Origin of the sequence: Amycolatopsis oliviviridis (assembly GCF_014654365.1) — a bacterium.
In the GTDB taxonomy this organism is placed as follows: domain Bacteria; phylum Actinomycetota; class Actinomycetes; order Mycobacteriales; family Pseudonocardiaceae; genus Amycolatopsis; species Amycolatopsis oliviviridis.
This window is the reverse complement of sequence record NZ_BNAY01000018.1, coordinates 61,769-85,841: the sequence shown is the minus strand read 5'-3', so window position 1 is coordinate 85,841 and position 24,073 is coordinate 61,769. Positions and strand designations below refer to the sequence as shown.

Below are 24,073 nucleotides of genomic sequence, written 5' to 3'. Positions count from 1 at the left end.
AGGCCCACGACGAACACCAGCGTCGGCCACGACGCGATCGAGCCGTCGATGCCGAGCCCGACCGGCACCGTCGTCTTCGCCTCATCCGGGACGCGGCGGACGAATCCGGCGTCGACCAGGCCGATCAGGCAGATGAACAGGCCGATACCGACCGCGATGGCCGATTTGAGCGGCGCGGGCACGGCGTTGAACACCGCGGTCCGGATCCCGGCGAAGACCAGCAGGACGATGACCAGACCCTCGATCACCACCAGGCCCATCGCCTCGGGCCAGCTCATCTGCGAGGCGAAGGTGACCGCGATCAGGCTGTTGATGCCGAGCCCGGTGGCGATGGCGAACGGGTAGTTCGCGACCAGCCCCATGACGATGGTCAGCACCCCGGCGACCAGCGCCGTCACCGCCGCCACCTGCGGCACCGGCAGAATGTTGCCCAGCACGTCCTTGTGCGCGCCGGCATCGTCCGCGGAGAAGCTGCCGATGATCAGCGGGTTCAGCACCACGATGTAGGCCATCGTGAAGAACGTGACGACCCCACCACGGATCTCCCGCCCCGGTGTCGAGCCGCGCTCACTGATCTTGAAGAACCGGTCCAGTGTGGACACCGGACGGCCGCCTTTTCGCTCCTGTGCCTTGACCATCGTCCCCTGCTTTCGTCGGGTTCCGTGAGTGCTTCGTCACGGAAGAGACGATGTTAGAAAATGATCAGCGACCCGGGCGGCAGAGCGGAGTGTTCGTCCAAAAGAATCAAGTCGAATAGGGCAACCGGGCGACCGGACCGGGTCACCGCGCGATGATCGTGGTGACGTCGAATCGCTCGGGTGTCACCTGCATCGCGTGCAAGAGATCCGAAACCCGTTGCAGCCGCTGCGGATTGACCACGGCACTGAACGTCGGAAGAGACATCAGGGCCGCGGCGTCGGCGGAAACCTTCAGATGGTTCACCACGATCGGTTCGAACTTCGACCGATCGGCGATGTCGCGGCTCGACGCGGTCAGCGCCCGCCGGAAAGCCGCGAGGGTGTTCGGATTGGCCGATACCCACTCGGCGGTGGTCGCGTACCCGGTCAGCGGGAAGTTCACGGACGCGCCGGACGAAAGACTGGCGACGATCGAGGCTTGGGAGGAAAGGGCAGCCTGGGTCAGGAACGGCTCGGGCAGATAAGCCGCGTCGATACGCTTCTCGCTCAAGGCGGTGGCCACGTCTTCCAACCGCATCGTCACCCAGTCGACCCGGCCGTCGTCGACGCCGTGGTCACCCATCACCGAACGGATCAGCAGATGCGCCACGGTGTTGTTCCCCACGACCGCGATTCGCTTGCCGGGAAGGTCGGTGACCCGCTGGACCGGAGAACCCGGCACGGTGACGATGGCGCTGCTGTACTTGTCGAGCGACGAACCGTCGGCTACGAGCTTGATGTTCTGCGTGCGCGTGCTCCCGCTGAGGATGAACGGGACATAGCTCGACAGGACCATGTCGACTTTGCCGCTGTTCATCTCCTCGTAAGGGGGCTGGCCGCTGTTCGCCGGTTTCAGGGTCACCTGGAGTCCCTCGGCCTCGAAGTAGCCGCCCTCCTGCGCCAGCCACAGGGGGGCCAGGTCGATAGTCGGCAGGGCGGACACCGTGATCTTGGCTTTCTCCGGGGCGGGCGGCGCCGATTCGGAGAAAGCGCTGCAACCACTCACCGAAGTCACCAGAAGCAGGATGGTGACCGCGAACGCGACGGCCCGTTTCCCGAGATGTTCGAACAATTCTTTTCCCCTTCGCGAGGCTCGCCCGGAATCGGACGGTAACCCGATCGGAGGATGTTTCCAGCGCCGTCACGAGGACAAACAGTCGTTCGTCCAGCATGCGTGCCCGAAGGATGGCCGCACGGGCAGGATATTCAGGCAGGGGCATCACGCGTGTCGTCCACTGATCTTCGCGGAATCGCTCATCTAGGCGCGAGGATCTTCACCGCGAGCGAGTAGAGCTTCGACCGTCAGAGCGGCCGCTCCGATCATCGCCGCCCTCGGCCCGGCGCCGCCGAGGTCGACGGAGGTGTGCCGATACGCGTGCTGCGACGTGTACCCGGCGACGACCTTCCGGATGTCGGTCATGAAGCGTTTTCCCAGCAACAGACCGGCCCAGCCGGTGAGGACCACCTTGGACGGCGTGAACAGGGAGATCAGGTTTCCGAGCGCGGCGCCGAGGTAGCCGACGGTCTCCCGCACCAGCGCCGCCGCCGGTCCGGAGTTGGCGGTGGACCGCAGAAGTGCGCTCAGCTTGGCGCTTTCCTTCTCGCGGGAAGGCGGCTGAAGCCCGCACGATTCGTGATACCGCTGGAGAATGCCGCGCACGCCGACGTACGCCTCGACGCAGCCTCGTGAGCCGCAGTGGCACGGCCGTCCGCCGAAGTCGAGGGTCGTGTGACCCCATTCGCAGATTCGTTCCACGTGCCCATCGACGACGAGAGCGGCATCGGCGCCCGCACCGATCTCCACCACGATCACGCGCTCGAAGCCGCGCCCCGCGCCGAACCGGCTCTCCGCCAAGGCATGGTTGGTCACCCCGCATCCGACGAAAACCGGAATCTCCAGCCCTGTCAGGGACTTCAGCCGACCCGGCGACCACTCTTCCGCCAAAGCGGTCACCGTCTTCGGGAGCCCGATTCCCATCCCCAGCAAGTCGGGCTCGCGGACATCGGCCGAGTTCAACAGCTCGCGAAGCCCCGAGGTCAGTTCGCGAGCCAGCCCTTCGACGTCCGTGAATCCACTTCGGAGCTTCCGCCGCAGCATGTCGACCGGGCGCATCGTCAGGTCGAACAATCCCCAGGCGACGGAGTCTCCGGTCAGGTCCACTCCCGCCAGGTAACCGAAGTCGGGGTCGATCTCGAGCAGGACCCTCGGCCGTCCTCCACTGGAGGCCACTTGGCCCGCTTCACGGACCAGCCTGCTCCGCCGCAGACCCGACACCAGCTGGGAAATCGCGGCGGGCCCCAGTCCGGTCAGGGGCCCCAGTTCCACTCGGCTCATCGGGCCGTCGTGATACAGCGCCGAAAGAATGAGGGATTCGTTGTGCCGTCGCAGCATCCGGGCGGAGTCACCGCGCATCGACGGCGCCCGGCCGGTCTTCTTCGCAGGAGTCAAGGAACAGCCCTTATGAACCCGGGGCTTTCCTGACGACGATTTCCGGCAGCCGCACGCCGGGGAAGTTCTCGGCCAGGTGGCTGCGCAGAAGTTCCGGCAGGCGACGGGCGACGAACCTCTCGAGCGAATCGTCTTCGAGCGGCTCGGCGTCCAGCCTCGGCTCCACACCGCCGGCCGGCCGGACTTCCAGGAGCGCCGGGTCGTCGAGCGACAACGTGGCCACCAGACCGGTGCCCTCGATGGCGGCGCTCAACGCGCCCGAGGACACTCCGTCCGCGCTCGCGGTGCGCGCGTTCGGGATCCCGGTGATCGCGAGCGGGCCCTCGCCCGCAAGCTCCGACAATGTCGCCAGCCGGTCGCCGGTGAGTTCCCGCCAAGACACCTCGGCGAGGGGCGGCTGTTCTTGCCCGGGGTCGACGTGGATGACCACGTCGTAGCGGAACCTGGTGAACTCGTTGTCCCCCGGCATGGTCTTCGCCCGGATGGAGACCTTGACCGGACGATCCACCGAAGCGGCGAGCAACCCGATCAGGTTCGGGTCGACGAAGAGTTCCTCCTCGTCCCGGAACAACCCCGGCCCGCTGTCCGCGCCCGCTTCCAGCCACCGGCGATATTCTTCGGCCAGGGCCAGGTTCCGCAGATCTCCGAGGATGACCCGGCCACCGGATTCGACCAGTTCGATCGCGTCGCGGAGCACGGAGGCCAGATACTCCGTCCCCGGGAAGCACTGCACGACATTGTTCAGCACCACGCAGTCCGGCCTGCCACCCTCGCCCATGGTTTCGGCGATCGCCCGCTTCACCTTGTGCGAGAACAGATCGTGGGCTCCACCGAGGACCGCGCGCACGCCGGGCAGCCGCGCCTCGCGGATACGGTCCACCGCGAACTTCGTCGGATCGATCCCGACGTAGGACTCGATCCCGTCGTGCAGGTGCCGGAGCAGCAACCCGGTCCCGCAGCCGAGATCCACCACACGGCGAGGCTTCGACTCCCGCACCAGCGCGACGGTGTGCTCGATCCAGTCACGGACGTCCTTGTCCGGCAACGGTGTGGTGGCGGTGGTCAGCCCGATGAAATCGGACCCCGCCGCGTCGAGTTCGGCCGATTTGAACGCCCATTCGTACAGGTCCGCCCAATTGCTCAGGTACTCGCCGGTCAGCGCCCACGACGCACCGCCGAAGGCCAGCGCGTCGTTCGCCGGCCGGACTTCGAGCACCCCGGACGGTGCCCGCCGGACCATTCCCACCCAGGCGTGTTCCCTGACGGCCGAACAGATGGCGTTGTCCAACACAGGCTTCCCTCGTTCACATTCCCCGCCGGAGTGAGGCCCGGCGGTCGGGGTTCCGGACGCTCAACCGCGTACTTTTTCGTCCCACTCGGCGCTGGCGTCCACTTCGCGTTCACGAGCCTCGATGTCGACGGGGCCCGGCATGACGCCACCCGGCAGGGAAACCGCGGCGGCGGCCCAGCACACCGCCGCGCCGAGTGCCTCTGCCCCCTCGGCTCCGGCCGCCAGGAATCCGGCGAGCAGAGCGTCACCGGCGCCGATCGTGCTCACCGGCCTGACCGGCGTCGCCTTGGCACGCCACGTCCCGGTGTCCTCGACCAGCACCGCGCCCTTGGCGCCGAACCCTGCCAGCACGGCGCCCGCTCCCAGCGAGCGCAGTTGCTGGGCCGCGTCGGCGACGTCGGCGAAGGTGGTCAGCTGACGAGAGGTCGCGCTTTCGAGCTCTTCGAGGTTCAGCTTGACCAGTGCCGGGCCCGCCTTCACGGCCTCCACCAGGGCCGAGCCGCTGCTGTCGACGGCGACCTTGACCCCGGCGCCGGTCAGCCGGGCGACCACTTCGGCGAGCGTTTCGGGGTCCATTCCGCGGGGTGTCCGTCCCGCCAGCACCACCCAGTGCGCGTCGTCCACGTGTTTCACCAGCGCGTCGCAGAGAACGCGCACTTCGTTGCCGGACAGGCGCGGGCCGATCTCGTTCACCCGCGTCACCGTGGCGTCCGGCTCCACGAGGCCGATGTTCCGCCGCACGGCCGCTTCGGTGCGGACCCTGATCACTTCGATGTCCTCGGCGCGGAGCAGACTGACCAGGTTGTCACCGTCGGGCCCGCCCGCCGGGACCACCACGCGCGCGCCGAAACCGTTACCCGCCAACGCCCGTGCCAAGTGCACGCCCCTGCCGCAGGGACGCACCGTTCCGGTGGAAGCCCAGTGCAGGCCGCCCCGTTCGAGCCGATCCACCTCGATCACCCGATCGACGCTCGGATCGGCCGCCAAGACCACGAACATTCCATACCCTCCATCAGGCCATCGCAGGCCGTGATCAGCCTGTCCAGCGTGATCCTCTTTTTCAACGCGGCGAAGAAAAGGCGGACTTCCGCGGATAGCCTTTGTGCCCTTAGGTACAGCTCGTCATTCGAGCGCGGCTTCGGAATACCGGGCAGTATTCTTGGCCGAAAAGACTCTCCGACAGGAGTCCTCTTCATTTCCGGTGCGCCGGAGGCACACGATCAGCCATGACTTCTCCCAGTTCACCGACGGTTCTCGGAGCGTTGCGCAGGCTGTGTTCGGTGGATCCGGCGCGGCTGCTTTTCACCTGGGTAGGCGAAGACGGTCGGGATGCGGGAACACTGACCGCCGGAGGACTCGGCGAGGCGACGGACAAGATCGCGACGGCTCTGCACGGCTGGGGTCTGCGAGCCGGTGACCGGGCGGTGCTGGTGTATCCGCCGGGCCTGGACTTCATCGCCGCCTTCACCGGCTGCCTGGCCGCCGGTGTCGTGCCGGTCCCCGTCTACCCGCCCGACCCGACGCGCCCCGGCCGTTCGATGGACACCTTCGCGAAGATCGTGGCGGACTGCGGAGCCCGGGTCGCGCTGACGAACGCGACCTACGACCGGGCCCGCAAGATCGCTGCCGTGGCCGGCTTCTTCGGCCGGAGCGGGACGAATCTCCCGGAGCTGACCTGGTACCGCACCGATCGGCGGTTCCGCGGGGATCCGAAGACGGTTCCCCCGCACGAGCCCGTTTCGCCGGACGAGACCGCGTTCCTGCAGTACACCTCGGGCTCCACCGGCACACCCAAGGGTGTCGTGGTGACCCACGGGAACATCGCGCACGAACTCGCGGCGAACGTGACCGATCTTCGGCTGAACGACGCGACCCGCGGCGTGTTCTGGATCCCGCAGTACCACGACATGGGACTGATCAACGTCATCCTCAGCACGGTGTGCGGCAATTCGGCCACCCACCTGATGTCGCCCGTGACCTTCCTGCGTGATCCCGCCGTCTGGTTCGCCGTCATGTCCCGGGTCGGCGCGACGATCACCTCCGCACCCAACTTCGCCTACGACCTCGCCGTCCGGAAGACTACCGCGGCGCAGCGCGCCGGCTGGGACCTGAGCCGGCTGGAGATGGCGATCTGCGCGGCCGAACCGGTCCGCGACCGGACGGCGCGCGAGTTCACGGCGGCGTTCGCCGAAGCCGGGCTTCGTGAGGACGTGTTCTTCGCCGCGTACGGCCTCGCCGAGAACACCGCCAGTGTCACCAATCGCGGGCAAGGCCGGGCGGTACTCGACCAGGACGCGCTCGCCCTGGGCGAGGTCGTGCGCACTTCCGAGACCGGGCAAGCGACGATCCTCCGTGGCTGCGGCCGTTCCAGCAAGGCGGGCGACGAGATCAGGATCGTCGACCCGGCCACCCGCCTGCCGTGCGCGGCCGAGCGGGTCGGGGAGGTCTGGGTGCGGTCCACGACCACCACAGCCGGCTACTGGGGTCGGCCGGAGCTGACCGCCGAGATCTTCCATGCCCGGCTTGAAGGAGTGGACGATCCTCGTGGCTGGCTCCGGACCGGTGATCTCGGCTTCCTGCTGGACGGCGAACTCTACGTGACCGGCCGGATCAAGGACCTGATGATCATCCGCGGCCGAAACGTGTACCCGGGCGACGTCGAGGACACCGTCCGGGACTGCAACCCCTTGCTGCGTCCCGGCGGCACGATGGTCTTTTCGGTCGACGATGACACGGCGAGCAAGGTCGTGGTACTCGTCGAAACCCGCGCCGACCGGCTCGACGCGGAGGACGCACGGAGGATCTGGGAGGACGTGCGCACCTGTGTCGGACTGGACCACGGAATCACCGTCGACACCCTGCTCATCGGCCGTCCCGGCCTGGCCGCCAAGACCTCCAGCGGCAAGCTGAGGCGGCAGGTGGCCGGAAGGTCCTTTTCGGACGGTTCACTGTCCGGATCGGACGAGGTCCTGCATGTCTTCCACTCCCCCGGTCACGAGCTTCAGGAGGCGATGTGAATCCCGGTTTCGTGCTGTCCTCCGGCCCAGGAGACCCTCGGCTGTACGACATCGACGACGATTTCCGTCAGGTCCTCATCGACCTCTCCGGGCTGGTCGCCTACTCGGCGCGCCACCGGGCCCGGTTCCTTCATCCGGCCTCGACCGGCGCTCGCGGCCTCCTCCGCTTCGTCACCGACCAGGCCTTCCCCGCCCAGGACTTCTTCCGTCCTGGGCAGGTCTTTCCGGTTCTCGGCCGGTACAGCAACTCCCAGGGCGAGGACGATCACGAGGTCTCGGTGCGCGGCCTCTCGCTGCGATTGCTCGACCCGGCGTCGCCCCAGAGCGGTCTGCTCGATCTGACGTTCAACACCGGTGAGCATTTCTTCGCCCATGACGCCCACACCTTCCGGCAGCTCACCGCGGGTTCGGCGGAGCAGCGCGACGAGGTTCTGCGCCGTCTTCCGCATCTGCGCACGGCGCTGTGGGACACCGAGCGGGTGGCGACCTCCTACGCGGCCTACGAACTGTACAGCCAGGCACCCCGGATCTTCGTCGCCGCGGACGGTACGCCGTGGCTGGCCCGGTACCGGGTGATCCCGGCGCGGGAACCGGTGCGGCACGGCCGGTTCGATCACGGCGACCTGTGGTGGCCGCCTACTCCGCCGGAAGCCGTCGGCCGCCCCGCCGGGGAAACCGGCTCCGCCACCGGGCTCAGGGACGAACTCCGGGCGCGGCTGGACACCGGCGGCGTCGATTGCCTCCTCCAGATCAGCCTGCATCCCGTGGACTCCGACGTCGCCGGGTTCCAGGCTGCGCTCGACGCGACCAAGCCGTGGCCCGGCGCGCCCCGGTGGACCGACCTGGCCGAGATCCACTTCGACCGGTCACTGTCCACTGAGGAAACCGACGCCCTTGCCTTCGATCCGGCACTCGCCCCGGCCGGGCTCGGGATCACCCTGAGCCGCTCGCCGCACACCACCGCGTCGCTCGGGCATCTGCGTGCGCTGATGTACCGCATGACCTCGCTCGCGCGCCTGGGCAAGCCGATGCCACCGGAACTCGCCGAACTGCTGCGGCCGCCCAGGCGCGGCGCCGTGCCGTCGACAAGGACGGTCTGTGTCATCGGGGCGGGCCCGAGCGGCCTCACCGCCGCCCGCGAACTGGAACGCGCCGGGCATCGGGCCATCGTGCTCGAATCCGCCGATCACGTGGCGGGCAAGGCCGCTTCCGTGGAGTTCGACGGGCATCCGCACGATCTGGGCGCGCATATCTGCACCGGCCGGTACCGGCGGCTGGCCGCGCTCGCGGCGGAACTCGGTGTCGCGACGGAACCCACCCCGGCCGAGCGGGTGCTGAGCACCGGCCGGTCAGGACGGACCACCACCGACATGCGCTTCTTCACCGACGGCTCGGTCGAACGCTACGAGCGGCTGAGGGCGGACCGGTTTCCCCGGATCGGCGAGCCCGGTCTGGCACACTCCGCGGCCGCGTTGTCGGCTCCGCTGTCGGAATGGCTGGCCGAAAACGATCTCCAGTCGATGTACACCACGTTCGGGCTGGGATACACCTGCGCCGGCTACGGTTTCCCCGACGACGACCTTCCCGCGCTGTACTTCGTCAAGTACGTCGAGACGACGGGACTGATCTCCGACACCGTGCCCACGGCCGAGACCCTCGACGCGCGATTCACCATCAAGGGCGGATTCGGGACCTTGTGGGAACGGGTCGCGGCGGAACTGCGGGATGTCCGGGTCGCCACGAACGTCGTGTCCGTCGAGCGTCGCGACACCGAGACCGGGGCGGTACTCGTCCACACCGACCGAGGCACCGTCGTCGCGGACGACCTGATCATCGCCGTCCCGCCGGACCGGATTACCGCCGTGCTCGAATCCTCCGCGCACGAGCGGGAGTGGGCAGACCGGACGCGCTACCAGCGTTACCGGACGACGGTGGCGGCCGTGTCCGGGCTACCGAGGGACGCGTTCTACCTGCTGGGCGAATTCGCGGACGGCTCCGCCGATCGCGGGCACTGCATCGGCTTCCAGCACCGGTATCCCGGAAGCGACGTCTACACGTGCTACTCCTACGTCGGCGAGGACACCGGCAAGCAGCTCGAAACCGACCTCGCCGGATACGGTGGCCACGACCTGCGGCCGTTGCTGCACCGGGATTGGTCGCTCATGCCGCATTTCACGAGCGCGGACATGCGGTCCGGGATCCTGGAGGACCTCGAAGCACGGCAGGGTGAGAACCACACGTACTTCACCGGTGGCCTCCTGGGCTTCGAATCGGTGGAGTGCGCGATGAGCCACGCGCTGGACCTGGTCCGGCGCCGGTTCGCCGGTTCGGACGCTCCCGACGCCCCGGACGCACCCGCGAGGACCGTCACCCGGACCTCCGCCGAAATCCGGGCTTGGCTGATCCAGGCTGTCTCCGAGGCCACCGGCACCGCCGAGCCCGACCCACGGGCCCCTCTTTCGGGATTCGCCTTCGACTCCCTCGCCCTGGCCGGCCTCATGTCGGGACTGTCGGCGTATCTCGGCTTCCGGGTCCCGCACACCCTGTTCCTCCAGTTGCCCACCATCGACGCCGTATCGAGTTACCTAGCCGAAGACGAAACACCGTCCGAACTGGAACGGTGGCAGGTCGCGGTACGACAGAACTTCGCCCCCGGCGTGCAACCCTTCTTCTGCGTGGGCGGCATCGGCGCGGCGGGCACCTACTTCCGTCCGCTCGCCGCCGCGCTGGGGCCTGGGAACCCCTTGTTCCCCTTCGAGATCCCGGGCAGACTCGACGGCGACGGCGCCGCCACGGACGACGTCGAAGAGATCGCCGAGGCGATCACCGACCGGATCCGGGCACTGGTTCCCGAGGGGCCATATCGGATCGGCGGCCATTCCTTCGGCGGTGTCGTGGCCTACGAGATCGGTCGGCAGCTTCGCGCGGCCGGGGCGGAGGTCGCGCCGGTGGCCCTGCTGGACACCTTCGTGGCCGTCGCCGGTCAAGCCGTTCCGGAGGACGACATCGCCGGCGCGCTGCGCGACCAGGCCGTGGTCCGGCACATGTCCTGTGTCGCGGTCGGCGCCTGCGATTGCGGAGTGGACCTGAACGCACCGCTTTCCGGGCAGCGGGACGCGGTCGCTCGCGCGCTCGGTGCCACCGATCCGGCCCGCTACGAAGAACACCTGGCCTCGATCGTGGAAGTCCAGCTCAGCTCCATCCGCGCTTACGCGACCTACGCCTTCCCGCCTTCGGACCTGACCTTGCGCGTCCTGAAGACCGCCGACGGCTTCGCGCCGATGCCGTCGTCACACTTCGGGCTGAAGCTGCATCTGGACGCCCCCGCGAACGGCTGGGAGCACGTCGAAACCGCGGGGATCCGGGTCTTTCCCGTGAGTGGCAACCACTTCAGCATGTTCATCCCGCCGCATGTCGATCAGGTCAGGAGCGCGCTTCTGGCTGAGTGGCAATGAGGGTTACTGAGAGATGCGGCAAAGGTGTCGTGTTCGTGGCCTGGTCAGTGGCTGCGCGACGTAGGACTCCCGGCACTGACTGTGTGGATTTTGGTGCGTTGGACGCACCAAAATCCACACAGTCCCGCGTGACCGGTCCAGTCGCGTTGGGGTGTGTGGAAACAGGGGCGTTGAACGTCCCTGTTTCCACACACCCCTCACCCTCAGTGACGCCTCGCGCCCGGCCGCGTTTGCCTTACCCCTCAAGAGAACCCTCATTGCCCTACACGAAACCCAGGCGAAACCTTACACATATTCATCAAACGGAAATTCTTCGGTCGTCTGCGATCCTTTGTGGACGCCGGCGCCCAGAAGGCACGATTGAGGTGAAGGGGACTTTCCTCTCATAACATGAGCGGAAAGTCCCCTTCACCTCAGGTCTTGAGTGCGTCGCGGGTGACGGAGGCGTTGCGAAAGCTCGGCCCTTACCTCGAACGCCCCCGGCGTCAGCGCCGTTCGAGCCGGATCGGCATCCCGTCCGCAGGGATGGGCAAGGACGTGTAGTCCCAGCGCGCCTTGTACACCGGCGGCACGGTCCAGCGATACGCCCGCAGCATCTCGTGCAGCAGCGCCTTCACCTCGAAGGTCGCGAAATGCAGGCCGATGCATTTGTGCGCGCCGCCGCCGAAGGGAAGCCACGCGTAGCGGTGCGACTTGTCCTCACGCCGCTGCTCGTTGAAGCGCTCCGGGTCGAAGCGCATCGGATCGGTCCAGCATTCCGGCACGAAGTGGTTGACGGTGGGGGTGACGTTGACCAGCGTTCCCTCGGGGATGAAATGCCCGAGGACTTCGGTGTCCTTCACCGTCATCCGTGCCGAGGACGGCGACGGGGCGTTCAGGCGCAAGGACTCCTTGAGCACCAGATCCAACGCCGTCAGGGACTCCAGCGCGTCGATGTCCGGCATCTCGTCGCCGAGCGCGAGCGATTCCTGGCGCGCGCGTTCCTGCCACTCGGGGTTCTTCGCGAGGTTGTAGACGACGGAGGTGGCGGCGATGGTCGCGGTCTCGTGCGCGGCCATCATCAAGAAGATCATGTGGTTCACGACGTCGGTGTCGGTGAACCGCTCACCGTCGTCCGTGGTCGCGGAACACAGAGCCGAGAAGAGATCCTCGCCGTCACTCAGGCGTTTCGACGGCAGGTTCGCGCGGAAGTAGCTTTCGAGCACCTTCCTGCCCTGCAGACCCGCTGCCCAGCGGCCACCCGGCATCGGGAAGCGGATGACAGCCGTTCCCGCGCGCACCGCCTTCACGAAGGCGCGGTTGATCGCGTCCGCGTCGTCACCCGACCGCATGCCCATGAACACCCGCGTCGCGACGTCGAGGGTGAGTTGCTTGAGAGACCAGTAGATCCGTGGGTTCGCCCGATCCGACCAGGCCGCGACGCCCTCACGCAAGGTCGGCCCCATCTGCCCGAGGTAACCGGCGAGCCGGTCCCGGGTGAACGCCGTCTGCATGATCCGTCGGTGCAGATGGTGCTCGCCGAAATCGAGCAGCATCAGGCCGCGGTCGAAGAACCGCTCGATGAAGAATTTCCAGCCGTCCTGCGACGAGAACGCCTTGTCCTTGTTCACCAACGCGATCTGCGTCGCCTCCGGACCGGAGAGCACGACCATCCGGCGGCCGAACACGCCCATCCACGACACCGGACCGTAGGTTTCGTAGCGTTTCAGGGTGAAATCGGTACCGAAACGCATGAAGTCGAGCGTGTGCCCGAGGACGGGCGCGCCGTCGTCACCGAGGACCGGCTTGAGGCCCGGCGGCGCGGGAGCCAGTTCCCGGACCGGCCACGTCGCGCCGAGCCATCGTTCGTCGACCGAGCGCGGCAGCGGGACCGACGTGAGCGAAGAAACCCGTTGGCGCACCGCTCCGGTGACCTTTTCGAGGGCGCTCGTCATGATGACCATCTCCCTGGCGAGATCTGCTGCCACCCGACCGTCGCATCGTTGATGGCAGATTGCCAATACCTAGCCGCAGGTGGAGGGGTCTCCCTCACGAACGCGCCCCCTACCGCGGCCAGCCCACGGGGCCGAGCAAGGCCTGCGCGCGCTGCCTCGCGAGCCGGACGTTGTCGTCGATGTATCGGTGCGGCGGCTTCGTCAGGTCCCACGCGACGAGGTCGGTGGCCGCCTGATGGCGTTCCCGGTGGGCCTGATGGATCCGCGGCTCCTCGCCCGCGAACACCCGGGGAGGCTGGTGGAACCGGTTCATGATCCGACGAGCGTCGAGGAACACCGGACCGTTCCGGTCCACGTCGGCGAGATCGCGACGCGCCTCTTCCAGCTCATCGCGATGCAAAGGCAGCGGATCGTCCGGATCGGAAAAGGCCGCCGGACCATAGAGACCGGACACCTCCCGTTGACCGTCCACCCGCACTTCGACCTTGCCGATCCGCTCGTCACCGGCTTGGGGCGTGCGCAGGGAAAACGACACGCGCGACAGCAGCCGCTCCATCGGTGTCCGCAGCGCGTCTGCTGGGTATTGAGACAACCGGAACCTGATCTGCGCCTCCACGAGAGACCGCACCAGGGTCGTCCCGCCAGTGGAGCCCTGCTCCGCGAAAACGACGGCCTGGATCATCGGCAGCGCGTCCGGATTCGCCCGGACCGCGGCGTCGACGAATCCGTCCACCATGAGCTCGATCGAAGCCACGCTGTCCCGGTCGAGTTCACCGTCGTCGCCCAGTCTGCCCTCGAAGGCCTCCCGGGCACGCCCGCGAGCCTGGTCGACCTCCCACGCGTTCAGGATTCCCGAGGCCGCGGCCAGGTCCTCGCTTCGGTACACGTCACCCTCGGGGGATCTCACCGAATCCATGGTCTCGATCCACGACCGTGCCCAGCTGCGCGGCGTCGGGCTGGCGTCCGCCGCCACCTGTTCCTGGATGAGCCGCCAGAGCTCGGGGGCCAAGGAGCCGAACCGGCCGGGCTGCATGAATCTGGAGAAGTTGGTCTCGTTGGCGATGCTGAGCCTTCGGGTCAGGTCGTTCAGCGTCCGGTCCGGCCCTCCCGGCCGCCAGGCGAGCACGCCCGCGGGCGGAGTACCCGCGTCCGAGGACGACGTTCCCGAAGAATCCGCGGGCGTGAGCGTGAGGGTGCCGGGCGGCAGGTCCGCATGCTCGCCGCGCAGGGCGCGGCCATCGGACACGAGGTGGATCCGGGTCCCCGCCCACACCGCCGTGGCGGTGATGTGCGACAACGCCGGCACAGCACGCAAGGCGTCGTTGAGACCGGCGACGTCCTCGTCACGAAGATCGCAAGCGAGCAGGTCGATCCACGAAATACCTCCCCAGGAGATGAGACCGGCGGGCAGATTCGCGAGCACGGCGGCGAACTGCCCGTGATCATGCGGGACAGGCGTGCCGCCGGCGTCGGGAAGAACCCATCGCCCCTGCCGATGATGGACGGCCACCGGCATGGTGTCACGGGGGTGTCTGGCGAACGTCAACGCGACATTAGTGGCATAGCGCGGCTCGACGAAAGCGATCCCGGCGTTGTGCCGCAACGGCAGGGCCGCGACTTCGCCGCCGGCACCGGACGGAGCGAACATCGCCCGTGCGCCGCCCAAGATCGCACTCATCCGCGGCCAGCCCACGAAATCGACATACTCGTGAAGATGTTGCCGAGACATGGCGACGTAGTGCTGGCGGGGAGTCAAACGCTGGGCTCGGGCCAGTTGCATCGCGATCCTCTCGAGGACAACCTGGTACCGCTTGCGGTGCAACCGATGCAGCAACGGGGGTTCTTGTCCGGCGAAGTCCCGCGGAGGCTCGTAGAGCCGATCCATCAGTCCCCGCGCCTCGGTGAACACCGGGTCGTCCGGTCGCAGACGGGCGAGTTCCGCACGGACTCGCTCTTCGTGCTCCACCGAGTATCTCGCGTGGCGGTGCGAAGGATTGTCGGGATCGAAATAGGCACCCGGACCGTACAGACCCGACAGTGAACGCTGTCCGTCCACTCGGACCTGCACGACCCCGATCAGTGGGTCCCCCTGCGGCCGGGTGACCGCCGTGATCGCGAGCCGCCCGAGCAGTCGCTCCACGGAAACCGTCACCGACCCTGGCGGGTACGCCGCGAGTCGTGACTCGATGCTCGACCGCACCAGCGCTCGGAGTTCGGCCACCTCCCACGAAGAACCGGCGTCCACGAAAACCCGGCCCGCCACCCGAGGCAGGTCGTCCGGAGGTGCCTGCACCGCGGCGTCGACGAACCCCGCGAGCATTCGCGGGATCGGTGAAAGGTCGAAGGCACGGGTGAGCCAGGTGGCGTGACCGGTCCGGGCGACGCCCCAGCCCAGCTCGACTTCCGTCTCGTTCAGCAGGAGTCCCGAGTCCTCCGCGGCCGTCCGCGTGCTCGTGACCGGATATTTCTCGGCCCAGGAACGCACCCAGTGCACCGGGATCGGGTCACGGCGGACCTCGTCCGCCACCATCGTCCACAGTTCCGCCGGCAACGGGCTTTCGATGCCGTCGGCGAGGTAGGAGTCCATGAGGGCGCCGACCCGGCCCTCGCCGGCCAGACCTCGTTGCAGCACATACTCGTAGAGCGTCGACGGCCTCGCTCGCAGGTCCCGAGGTGGACGGAAGGCGAGGACGTCGGACGGCACCACTTCGTCCTGGGGTCGCGTGAACGGGGGTATCTCGTCGGGCCAGCGCGGCCAGGACTCGGCCGCGGCCGTGCGATCACGCCCGGGGCGACGCGTCAAAGCTTGACGTAACCCGGTCGAGAACGACGACAGGGCGGCCCTGGCCGATCGCGAGGGCTTCGATCCGGAAGCCCTCGCGAGGGTGAGGGTGCCGGGCGGCTGGACGGCCCGGTCACCCTGGTCGAAGGTGCCGTCGGTGCGGAGATGCAAAGCCGAACCCTGCTTCGGCGCCGAAACCGTGAGATGGTTCAAGGCAGGCACGGCCTTCACGGCGGCCTCGAGGTCGCCGACGATCTCGGGTGTCAGATCGCAAGCGTAGAGGTGGATGTCCGTGGCATCGGGCCAGTAGACGACTCCCCCTGGCAACTTCGCGAGGACTTCGGCGAACTGGGTGGAATCGTGCGGAACGGGCCCTCGGCCTCGCCGGGGAAGCTCGAACTGGCCATTCCGATGGTGCACGACCACCGGGACCTCTCGGACCACTATGTTCCTATCGGTAAAGGCCTGCGCGACGTTGACGGCGTACCCCGGATCGACGAACGCCACTCCGGTTCTGTACGGGAGCGCCAGTACGGCGACTTCGCCTCCGGCGGGCGAAGGGGCGGGCAAGACCCGGACGCCTCCCGAGAACACGCTTTGCCGTGGCCAGGCGAGATAACTCCTCATGCCGACGGCGAATCGCCACGCGTTCTCCCGGAACCAGCCGGCCCGGGTGACATCGGCGCGTGCCATCGCGAGCTGCCAGGCCACGATGTCGACGGCGACAGCGTAGCGGGACCGGTGCGCCCGATGAACCCGCAGCGGATGCCGCGCGCCGTCCTCGCGTGGAGGCTCCTGGGTTCGATTGATGATGTCCCGCGCCTCGGAGAACACCGGATCGTCCGGTGCCAGCCCCCGGAGGACCGAGGTCGCCAGAGCTCGGGATTCCTTGAGCGTCTTCCAGTTGACCGTCAGGCGCCGCTGGTGTTCGCCCAACGGGTTGTCGGCATCGGAGTACGCCACGGGCCCGTAGAGACCCGACAGCGCGCGTTGGCCGTCCACGCGAACACGGACCATTCCCCGGTTCTTGTTGTCCCGCGGGCCGACGGACAGGGAAACCCGGGCCAGCAGTTGCTCCGCCGAAACCATCACGGCACCTGGCGGGTACTCCGCCAGCCGGGACGTGATCGCCTTCTCGACGGCCGAACGCAACCGGCTCGGACCGTAGTATCCGCCGTAGTCCTGAGAGATCGACGCGGTCACTCGCGGCAACGCGTCCGGACGCGCCTGGACCGCCGCATCGACGAATCCGTTCAGCATCCGTTCGATGTGTTTCCAGTCGGCGCGACCTCCCCCGTGATCGGACAGCTCGTAGGCCACCCGGGCGCCACCCCATGCCTGACTGACTTCTGCATCGTCCAGCAGATGAGCCGAGGCGTTCACCACATCGTCTTCGTCATCCCAAGGCAAATTCCGGTCGAGCCTGGTGTTCATGGCCTCCGCCCAAGGGCGTACCCAGCCGGCGGGGATGGGGTCGAGCTCGACCTGATCCCGCACCAGTTCCCAGAGTTCCGTCGGCAGGGGCCGAACCCTGGTGAGTCCGGCGCCGAGGTCTTCGGCCAATCCCTCGACGACCTCAGCGAGCTTGCCCTCGCCGGCGATACCACGCCGCAGCACGTAGTCGTACCACGTCTTCGGCCCCGGCTGCTCGGCGAGAGGCGGCCGGAACGACACCACATCCAGCGGAGGAGGCTCGTTCTCACGCGAATGCCGGTCCGGCGTTCGCGGCCGGACATACAGCGAACCGTCGTCCGCGGCCGGAGAACCGGGTACTTCCCTGGGAGTAGCAGGACGGCTGGACTCCGCCGCCTCCTTCCCCTTCCGCCGCGGACGATGGGTCACCGTGGACAAGGCCTCCCGGACCCCCGTCAGCAGCGACGCCGCCGCCTGCCGGGCCGAACGACGCGACGTGCCACCCGATCCGGCGTTCTCGTCGCCACGCGCGAGGGTGAGCGTCCCCTTCGGCAGGTCCCGCACAGCGCCGGTGACGATGTCCCCGTCGGGGAGGAAATGCACCCGCACACCCGAGTGGGCGGCGGAAACGGTCACGTGCTCAAGCGCGGGTATCTCTCTCATCGCGGCCTGGAGCCCGGTGACGATTCCCGGCGTCAGGTAGCAGGCGTACAGCCGCAAGCGGGTGATCTCGGGCCAGGTGACGCGACTCGCCGGAAGGGCCACGAGGGCGTCGGCGAACTGCCGAGAGGTCGCCCGGCCTTCGGGAAGAACCCAGCGACCCTCCCGATGATGGACGGCCACCGGGAGCACACCCTCCTCGTGCGCCGCGAAAGCCTTGGTCACGTTGCCGGTATGAGCCGGATCGACGAAGGCGACACCGAGACCGCGTGGCAGCTCCAGGACGGCGACAGGCCCGGGGACGCCGCGAGCAGCCGGGGTCAGCGCGGCGAACGCCGTCTCCATCCCGTCCAGGTATCTCGGGTTCAGCGCGTCCGCGCCGAAGTCCCCCTCAGACAGGATTACTTCCACATCGGCCACCATCGGACGCTGTCCGCCGTCCTCGAACGCGACCACGGTCTCCGGCGAACGCTCACGCACGTCCGGAAGGCGATAGTGGCTCGTCAGCGAGGCGGCCTCTTCGTCCGCGGCGGCACGGAGGTCGGCCGCGAGTCGCTCACCCCAGGCGAGGCCGTCCGCTTCGGCCCCGCCTCGCACCGCGATCCGGATCGCCGCGGGCTCGCCACCGTTGGCCAGCCGCCAGGCCGAAGCGCGCGCGGCGCGCCGCGACAGCTCAAGGACGTCGGAGCCGAGATCGGACCCGTCGCGCCGCTCGATCCGCTGAGGACCGATGTGCCCGGCCGCCAGCTGGCCGAGATCGGGGTTCCTCAGGTGAGGCCGGTTCACCGCGGTCAGGTGGCCGCCATTGTTCACATGGACCGCGTCGCCGGTCCAGCGGAAGTTGGCGGTGTCGGTGAGGCCGAGCACGGGGCCGGTCCCCCATCTCGACTCGATGGCACGGGTGAGCTTCGTGTTCGCGGCGCTTTCGCAGGCCAGCATCCAGTACGGCCGGTGGGGATCGGGCTGGGCCATCCGGTACACGGCCGATCCGAAAAGCGTGGCGCCGGCCGCATCGCCTTCGAGCGCGAACCGATCTCCCAGCTCGAACGGACGACCGGTGGACAACGCCACTTCGATCCACCCCGGACCGCCGTGCACGACGGTGCGCCAGCTCGGTTCACCCCCTGGAGCGAGGAAAGTGTCGAAGTACAGCGGTCCGGCCGTTTCCGACGTTTCGGAGAAATAGAGCTGCCCCGACACAGGCCCAGTACTCGCGCCCACTCGCCACTGGACGAGCATGTCGGTGGCGTCCCGGGGGAAGAACTGACCGTGGACACCCAGGCGGGCGTTCGCCAGCGGGAAGCTGACCACCCTCGCCAGGTCCGGCGGCACCGCCGGGACATGGTCGAACCCCGCTTCGGTGAGGGTGATCGTCCCGTCGTCGTTCAGGACCACTGGGCCACGGGCCGCGTAGATCGCGCGCGAGTAGCCGCCGTCGGCCAAGACGCGGGCGAACTCCCCGAGCCCGGTGATCCTCCCCTCCAGCGGAACCAGCAGTGGTGTCCACTCCAGATGCGGCGCCCGGCCATCGGCGAAGGAACCGAGAGCCGAGCGCACTCTCCCGCTGTCCCGGAGTGCTGCTCCGAGGCCGCCCGTCGCAGGCCGGCCATCGGAGCGCACCAAGTGAACACGGCCGTCCGCGTCGGGTTTGACGAAAATCGGCACGGCGTTGCTCCAGGGCACCGGAACGTCCTCGCCATCCGGTCCCTCGACCGAACGCACCCCTGCCGCGTCCTCGTGTTCGCCCCACGACCGCACCGCGTCCAAGGCCGCGTCGTCCCCCTCGTGGCGCACGAAGACCACCGTGGGTTCCTCGTCCGGCTGCGCGACGAAGTCCAACTCGACACGGTCCGCGTACAACCCCGACACGAGCGGGAAGACCCGTCCGGCCTCCGGCGCGTGGCGGGTCGTCGCGTACACCGGGTTGAAGAAACCCTCACGGGCCAGCGCCGCGCTGAAGTCGAACCGGACGTCACCGGGCCGGGCTTCCCCGTGCGGGAAATCGGCCACCAGCAGGATCGGCCAGTCCGGATCCGCCGCCAGTTCCTCTCGCGTCCCCTCTTCCTCGAGATACAGTCGCGCGATGTCCTCGCCCCCGGCGGGGACACGGACGTCGTCTCCTCGCAAGCCGATCGGCACCATGGTGTCGTCACCGGGCAACACCACCACCGTCGGAAAAGGACCGTCGTGGGTGGCGCCCCATTCCATGATGGCCGCCGCGGCCACTTCCCCGGCACCGTCCACTTCGGTCTGGTACCCCGTTTCGAAGAACGAGAAAGCGACACCTTCGTTGACGTACTGGACGTCGTCGAGCCGGACGCCGAAGGTCTCGGTGAACTCGGCTTCCCGCGGGACCCTGATCGTGCCTTCCGGTTCGAAGTGCGAGGGGCCTTGATAGAGGAACGAGTGAACGGGTCCCATCCTCGCGCTGAGCGCACCGAGGAACTCGGCGGTGAGTTCGCCGTCCCCTCCGTCCATCAGCAGCACGAGCGGAGGACGTGGCGAATCGCTCTGGAACCGCTGGAAGACCGCGCTTTTCTGGAGGTACCGGACCGTTTCGGCCGGATCGAGGTTCTCCCGGCCCACCCGGAAACCGGAATCCCCCTGCCACAGCGCCAAAACCAGTGGTGTCGGCCGGCGGTCGCCGGTGACCCGTGCCCACCGGGCAAGTTCGGCCGTTTCGGCGGGCCGGGACGGATCGGTGTCCCCGTGACCGGACTCTCGCAGGATGTATCGCATCGAGTGCACGCTGGAGTTGCGCCAGGCTGTCCTCGGCACCGCCGGGTCCACGTCGTCGGGAAGCAGCGCGATCAGGTTCTCTTCGCCGTACATGTTGGCCGCGACCAGGGCAGGCTCGGCCGAAGACGGCCCTGCTTCTGCCGTCGCCGGTTCCGGTATGGACACCGAACCGCCCAGAATCCCGCTCTGCCGGGGCCAGCCGACGAAGTCGATCAGCTGCCGAGCCCGGCTTTCCGCCGCCACCTGATCGAAGTAGTTGAACAGTTCCCAGGCGACCAGAAGGGTGGCGGCCTCGTGCCGCTCACCGTGGGCCTGGTGCAGGCGCGACGGTTCCCGCTCGACGAAGACCCGGGGAGGCTGGTGATACCGGTTCATGATCGCCCGCGCCTCGGCGAGCGCCGGAGCGTCCCCGACGGTCGGGAGAGCCGCTCGCGCGCCGGCGAGTTCGGCCGACAGTTCCGCCGGAAGCAAATTCTGGGGCGACGCATAGGCTTTCGGCCCGTACAGCCCGGAGAGGCCACGTTGACCGTCGACCCGGATCTGCACCACGCCGATCCGCCCGTCGGCCACCGGCCGGGTGAGGGCGGAGACCGCTACCCGCGTCAGCAGCACGTCGGCGGACGGCGTCACCACGTCCGCCGGATACTCCCCCAGCCTGGACCTGACGCTCCACTCGATGAGCCGCCCTAGTTCCGTCAGGCCCGTCGTGGAATCCGGCCCGACGAAGACCCCGGCCTGGACCTGAGGCAGCGCGTTCGGGCGTGCCTGCACCGCGGCGTCGACGAACCCCTCGATCATCGAACGGACAGCCAGGGAATCCGCCTGGTCGAGTCCGCCACGGACGTCGAGAGCGGACTCGAAGGTCACCCGCGCGCGTCCCCAGGTCTGCGCGATCTCGTGCTCGTTGAGCAAGGCGCCCGAGGCTCTCGCGACATCCGAGGGACGATAGTGAAGTCCCAGTGCCCCCGAAGCGGATTCCATCCCCTCGGCCCAGGAGCGCACCCAGCTCACCGGTGGCGGTCCGGTGTCGGCGACGACCTCGTCCCGCACGGCCGTCCAGAGCTCAGGAGGAAGCCCGCCGTTGCTGAGTACCGCGTCGAAATTCCGGGGACTGACGATACCGCGCTGCCGGATGTACCCGTTCAGATCTTGGGGTCCCGCCGCGGCGGACAAGGGCGGCCGCCAGGTGAGCCCGTCCAGCGGCGGAGGCGTACCGGGAGCGAGCGTGAGCGTCCCCGGCGGAAGATCGGGCACGTCACCGGAACGATCGCTGCCGTCGGGAAGGATGTGGACGCGCTCGTTCACCCGGTGCGGCGTCAGCGTGATGTGCGCGAGCGCGGGAACGGTCCGCAGAGCGGTGTTGAGCCCGGCGACGTTTTCCGGGGTCACGTCGCAGGCGTACAGCTCGATCTTCGAGATCTCACCCCAAGGAGCGAGACCCGCGAGTTCACCGGTGAACCGGCCGTAGTCCCGCGGAACCGGACGCCCGCTGGAATCGGGGAGGATCACCGAGCCATCCCGATGGTGTACGGCGATGGGGAGTACACCAGGCGCGTGACCGGCGAAAGCTTTGGTCACGTTGCCGAGGTACGCCGGATCGACGAAAGCGATACCGACTCCGGGCGCCAACGGCAGGGGGGCGGAAATCGACGTTCGCTCGCCCGCGATCGGCGCGACAGCGGTGGCGGGAGATTCCTCCAGCACCGTGGTGATCGGGCTTGCCTCGCTCTGCCGGTCGATCGTGTCCGCATAGGACGGTGGTGGTTCGAGGAAGAGTCGTTCCCCGGTGGTGAGCCCGTCGGTCTTGATGTCGGCTGCCGGGATCTTCAGCCGCGGCGCGCTCGGCAAATGATCCAACGCCGTCATCACCGCGTCCAACGACCCCGCACCACTGCCCGAGGAGCCATTACGGCCACCACCGAAACCCGACAACGCCCCCAGCATCCCCAGCCACGGACTCGCGTGCGGAGACCCCGTCGCGGCGTTGATCACCGGAGCGGTGATGAACACCACCCCGACCTGACCCGCCCCATACGACAAGTGCCCCAACGCCTCGACGGACCCCGGGATCACCCGCTTCGGCGACTCGACCGCCTTTTCCCCGCCAGCTGTGGCCTCCGGTGCTTTCTCGCCACCCGTCTTACCCGTCACCCCACCCGGAACCGCATCATCCACGGCGTCTGCGGCCTCCTTCGCCGCCACCTTCGCCACCACGTCCTCCGCCGCTTCCGCCGCGACCCTCCCCGCCGCCTGGCCCGCCCCCTCCAACGCCACACCCCGCAACCACACCGCACCCGCGTGGAAGATCCCGGCGAACGCACCCCCCAGCGCCCCGCCGACGAAGGTGCCCAGTAACGACTTCCCGTCCAGCTCCGCCCGTTTGCCCGCCGCGATCTGGCCAAGCTGGATCGACAGATCCAAACCCCCCATGATCCCCGCACCCGCCGCCGCGAACCCCGCCACCGGGACCAAAGCCCTGCCGACCCCCTTCGCGACCTGAACCCCCAGTTCCTTCGTCAGGCTCAATCCGGCCAGCGCCCGCATCTTCGCCACCAACGCACGCCACACCGCCATCAACGCCGCCCGCGCCGTCAAAATCGCCGCACCAGCCATGAACGCGAAAATCAGCGTCGCCAGCAAATGCACAATCGTCGCCAACGCCATCGCCGCCATCGCGACCATCATCACCTTGGCCTTCACCACATCCGCCGCGGCCGTCTTCGCCATCCCCGCCAGACTGCCCGACGCCTCCCCCAACGCCTCCACACCTGAAACCACATCCCGCCCCAGATACGAAGCGAAAAACTCCCCAGTCTGCCCCACCAGCGCCGCATCCACCCCGGCACCACTCGCCCGCAACGCGTCCTGATACTCCCCCGCCGCCACCTCGAACTCACGCCACGCCCGCTCCAACACCGACAACGCCACATCATTGCCCTCAGGCCACGACATCCCCAACGTCACCAGAAAGAACTTCTGCAACTCCGGGGGCAGCTTCACCGAACCACCGGCCATTTACTCTCACCTCCCTTCCCTGAAACAGAGGTTGCGAAAGCCACTTTCGCAACCTTTGAGTCACCATCGAGACCTCAGCCGAAAGTGGCGTGGCGGGCGCGGGGTCGTGAGTGGCGATTCGGGTTCTAACCCTCTTTGCCACTCACGACCCCGCACCGACCACGCCACCTGGAGCGAACACGCGCGCATCTCGCCCGGAGATGTTCTACTCACGCCTGATCGCCGCTGTCCGGCAAAACCGGTCAGCGATTGGTGAAAAGATCAATGACCTCGCTGGACGGCCGATATTTCACATAGGTGCAGCTCTCGAACGCGCCCGCCCACTTCCCCATCACGCAGAATCCCTCAGCCGCGGCGTAATTGGCGAACTTACCGCGGTGGACCAGATCCTCGGCAGAACTAACGGGAGCCGTCACGACCAACGCCGAGAAGGCGACCAGGAGAACACCAAGAGATTTCTTGACCATCACCACTCCGATACCGTCAATGAGCACACTCGACCAGGATATTTCGGCGGAATCATGCCAAAAGCACCGGTCACACCATAGAAGAACTTATGCGCCGCACGCTTCTTGGAGGGCTTTCACTCACGAAGGAGGAGCACCCAAGTGGGTCGTGAGTGGCAAGTGTCGTTAGAACGA

10 protein-coding genes are annotated in these 24,073 nt (G+C 67.9%); 2 read left to right on the top strand and 8 right to left on the bottom strand.

Annotated elements, in window-relative coordinates; all coding sequences use genetic code 11:
* The 5 genes from IE302_RS41900 to IE302_RS41880 all read right to left on the bottom strand — a co-directional run.
* The coding region (locus IE302_RS41900) for an NCS2 family permease (protein ID WP_191260034.1) at positions 1–638 on the bottom strand (638 nt) is incomplete at its 3' end.
* Positions 639–780: 142 nt separating this feature from the next.
* The gene (locus IE302_RS41895) at positions 781–1,749 is read right to left on the bottom strand and encodes an ABC transporter substrate-binding protein (protein ID WP_191260033.1); all 969 of its coding nucleotides are present in this window, start codon (positions 1,747–1,749) and stop codon (positions 781–783) included.
* 186 nt (positions 1,750–1,935) lie between these two features.
* The gene (locus IE302_RS41890; protein WP_191260032.1) at positions 1,936–3,126 is read right to left on the bottom strand and encodes an ROK family protein; all 1,191 of its coding nucleotides are present in this window, start codon (positions 3,124–3,126) and stop codon (positions 1,936–1,938) included.
* A 10-nt stretch (positions 3,127–3,136) separates the two neighbouring features.
* Positions 3,137–4,414, bottom strand: a complete 1,278-nt coding sequence (locus IE302_RS41885) for a class I SAM-dependent methyltransferase (protein WP_191260031.1) — start codon at positions 4,412–4,414, stop codon at positions 3,137–3,139.
* 63 nt (positions 4,415–4,477) lie between these two features.
* Entirely contained in the window at positions 4,478–5,416 is a 939-nt protein-coding gene (locus IE302_RS41880; protein WP_191260030.1) for a 1-phosphofructokinase family hexose kinase, read from the bottom strand.
* Between the two features lie 227 nt (positions 5,417–5,643).
* On the opposite strand from IE302_RS41880, the gene IE302_RS41875 reads away from it, so the two are divergent.
* Together IE302_RS41875 and IE302_RS41870 are read left to right on the top strand one after the other, a co-directional pair.
* On the top strand, positions 5,644–7,434 hold the full coding sequence (locus IE302_RS41875) for a fatty acyl-AMP ligase (RefSeq protein ID WP_191260029.1): 1,791 nt from the start codon (positions 5,644–5,646) through the stop codon (positions 7,432–7,434).
* On the top strand, positions 7,431–10,889 hold the full coding sequence (locus IE302_RS41870) for an FAD-dependent oxidoreductase (protein ID WP_191260028.1): 3,459 nt from the start codon (positions 7,431–7,433) through the stop codon (positions 10,887–10,889). The genes IE302_RS41875 and IE302_RS41870 overlap by 4 nt, the downstream gene beginning before the upstream one ends.
* 485 nt (positions 10,890–11,374) lie before the next feature.
* Here the strand turns inward: IE302_RS41870 and IE302_RS41865 are convergent, their stop codons facing one another.
* The 3 genes from IE302_RS41865 to IE302_RS41855 all read right to left on the bottom strand — a co-directional run bounded on the left by IE302_RS41865 (position 11,375) and on the right by IE302_RS41855 (position 23,926).
* Positions 11,375–12,823 (bottom strand): cytochrome P450, encoded by a 1,449-nt coding sequence (locus tag IE302_RS41865; RefSeq protein WP_191260027.1) that lies wholly within the window; start codon positions 12,821–12,823, stop codon positions 11,375–11,377.
* A 109-nt stretch (positions 12,824–12,932) separates the two neighbouring features.
* On the bottom strand, positions 12,933–23,432 hold the full coding sequence (locus IE302_RS41860) for a WXG100-like domain-containing protein (protein ID WP_191260026.1): 10,500 nt from the start codon (positions 23,430–23,432) through the stop codon (positions 12,933–12,935).
* A 242-nt stretch (positions 23,433–23,674) separates the two neighbouring features.
* Complete coding sequence (locus IE302_RS41855) at positions 23,675–23,926, bottom strand: hypothetical protein (protein WP_191260025.1); 252 nt, start codon at positions 23,924–23,926, stop codon at positions 23,675–23,677.
* Between the last annotated feature and the right edge of the window lie 147 nt (positions 23,927–24,073).

Coding starts and splice junctions, on each gene's coding strand:
- IE302_RS41880 (WP_191260030.1), bottom strand. CDS start 5,416: ATGTTCGTGGTCTTGGCGGCCGATCCGAGCGTCGATCGGGTGATCGAG.
- IE302_RS41875 (WP_191260029.1), top strand. CDS start 5,644: ATGACTTCTCCCAGTTCACCGACGGTTCTCGGAGCGTTGCGCAGGCTG.
- IE302_RS41865 (WP_191260027.1), bottom strand. CDS start 12,823: ATGACGAGCGCCCTCGAAAAGGTCACCGGAGCGGTGCGCCAACGGGTT.
- IE302_RS41860 (WP_191260026.1), bottom strand. CDS start 23,432: ATGGCCGGTGGTTCGGTGAAGCTGCCCCCGGAGTTGCAGAAGTTCTTT.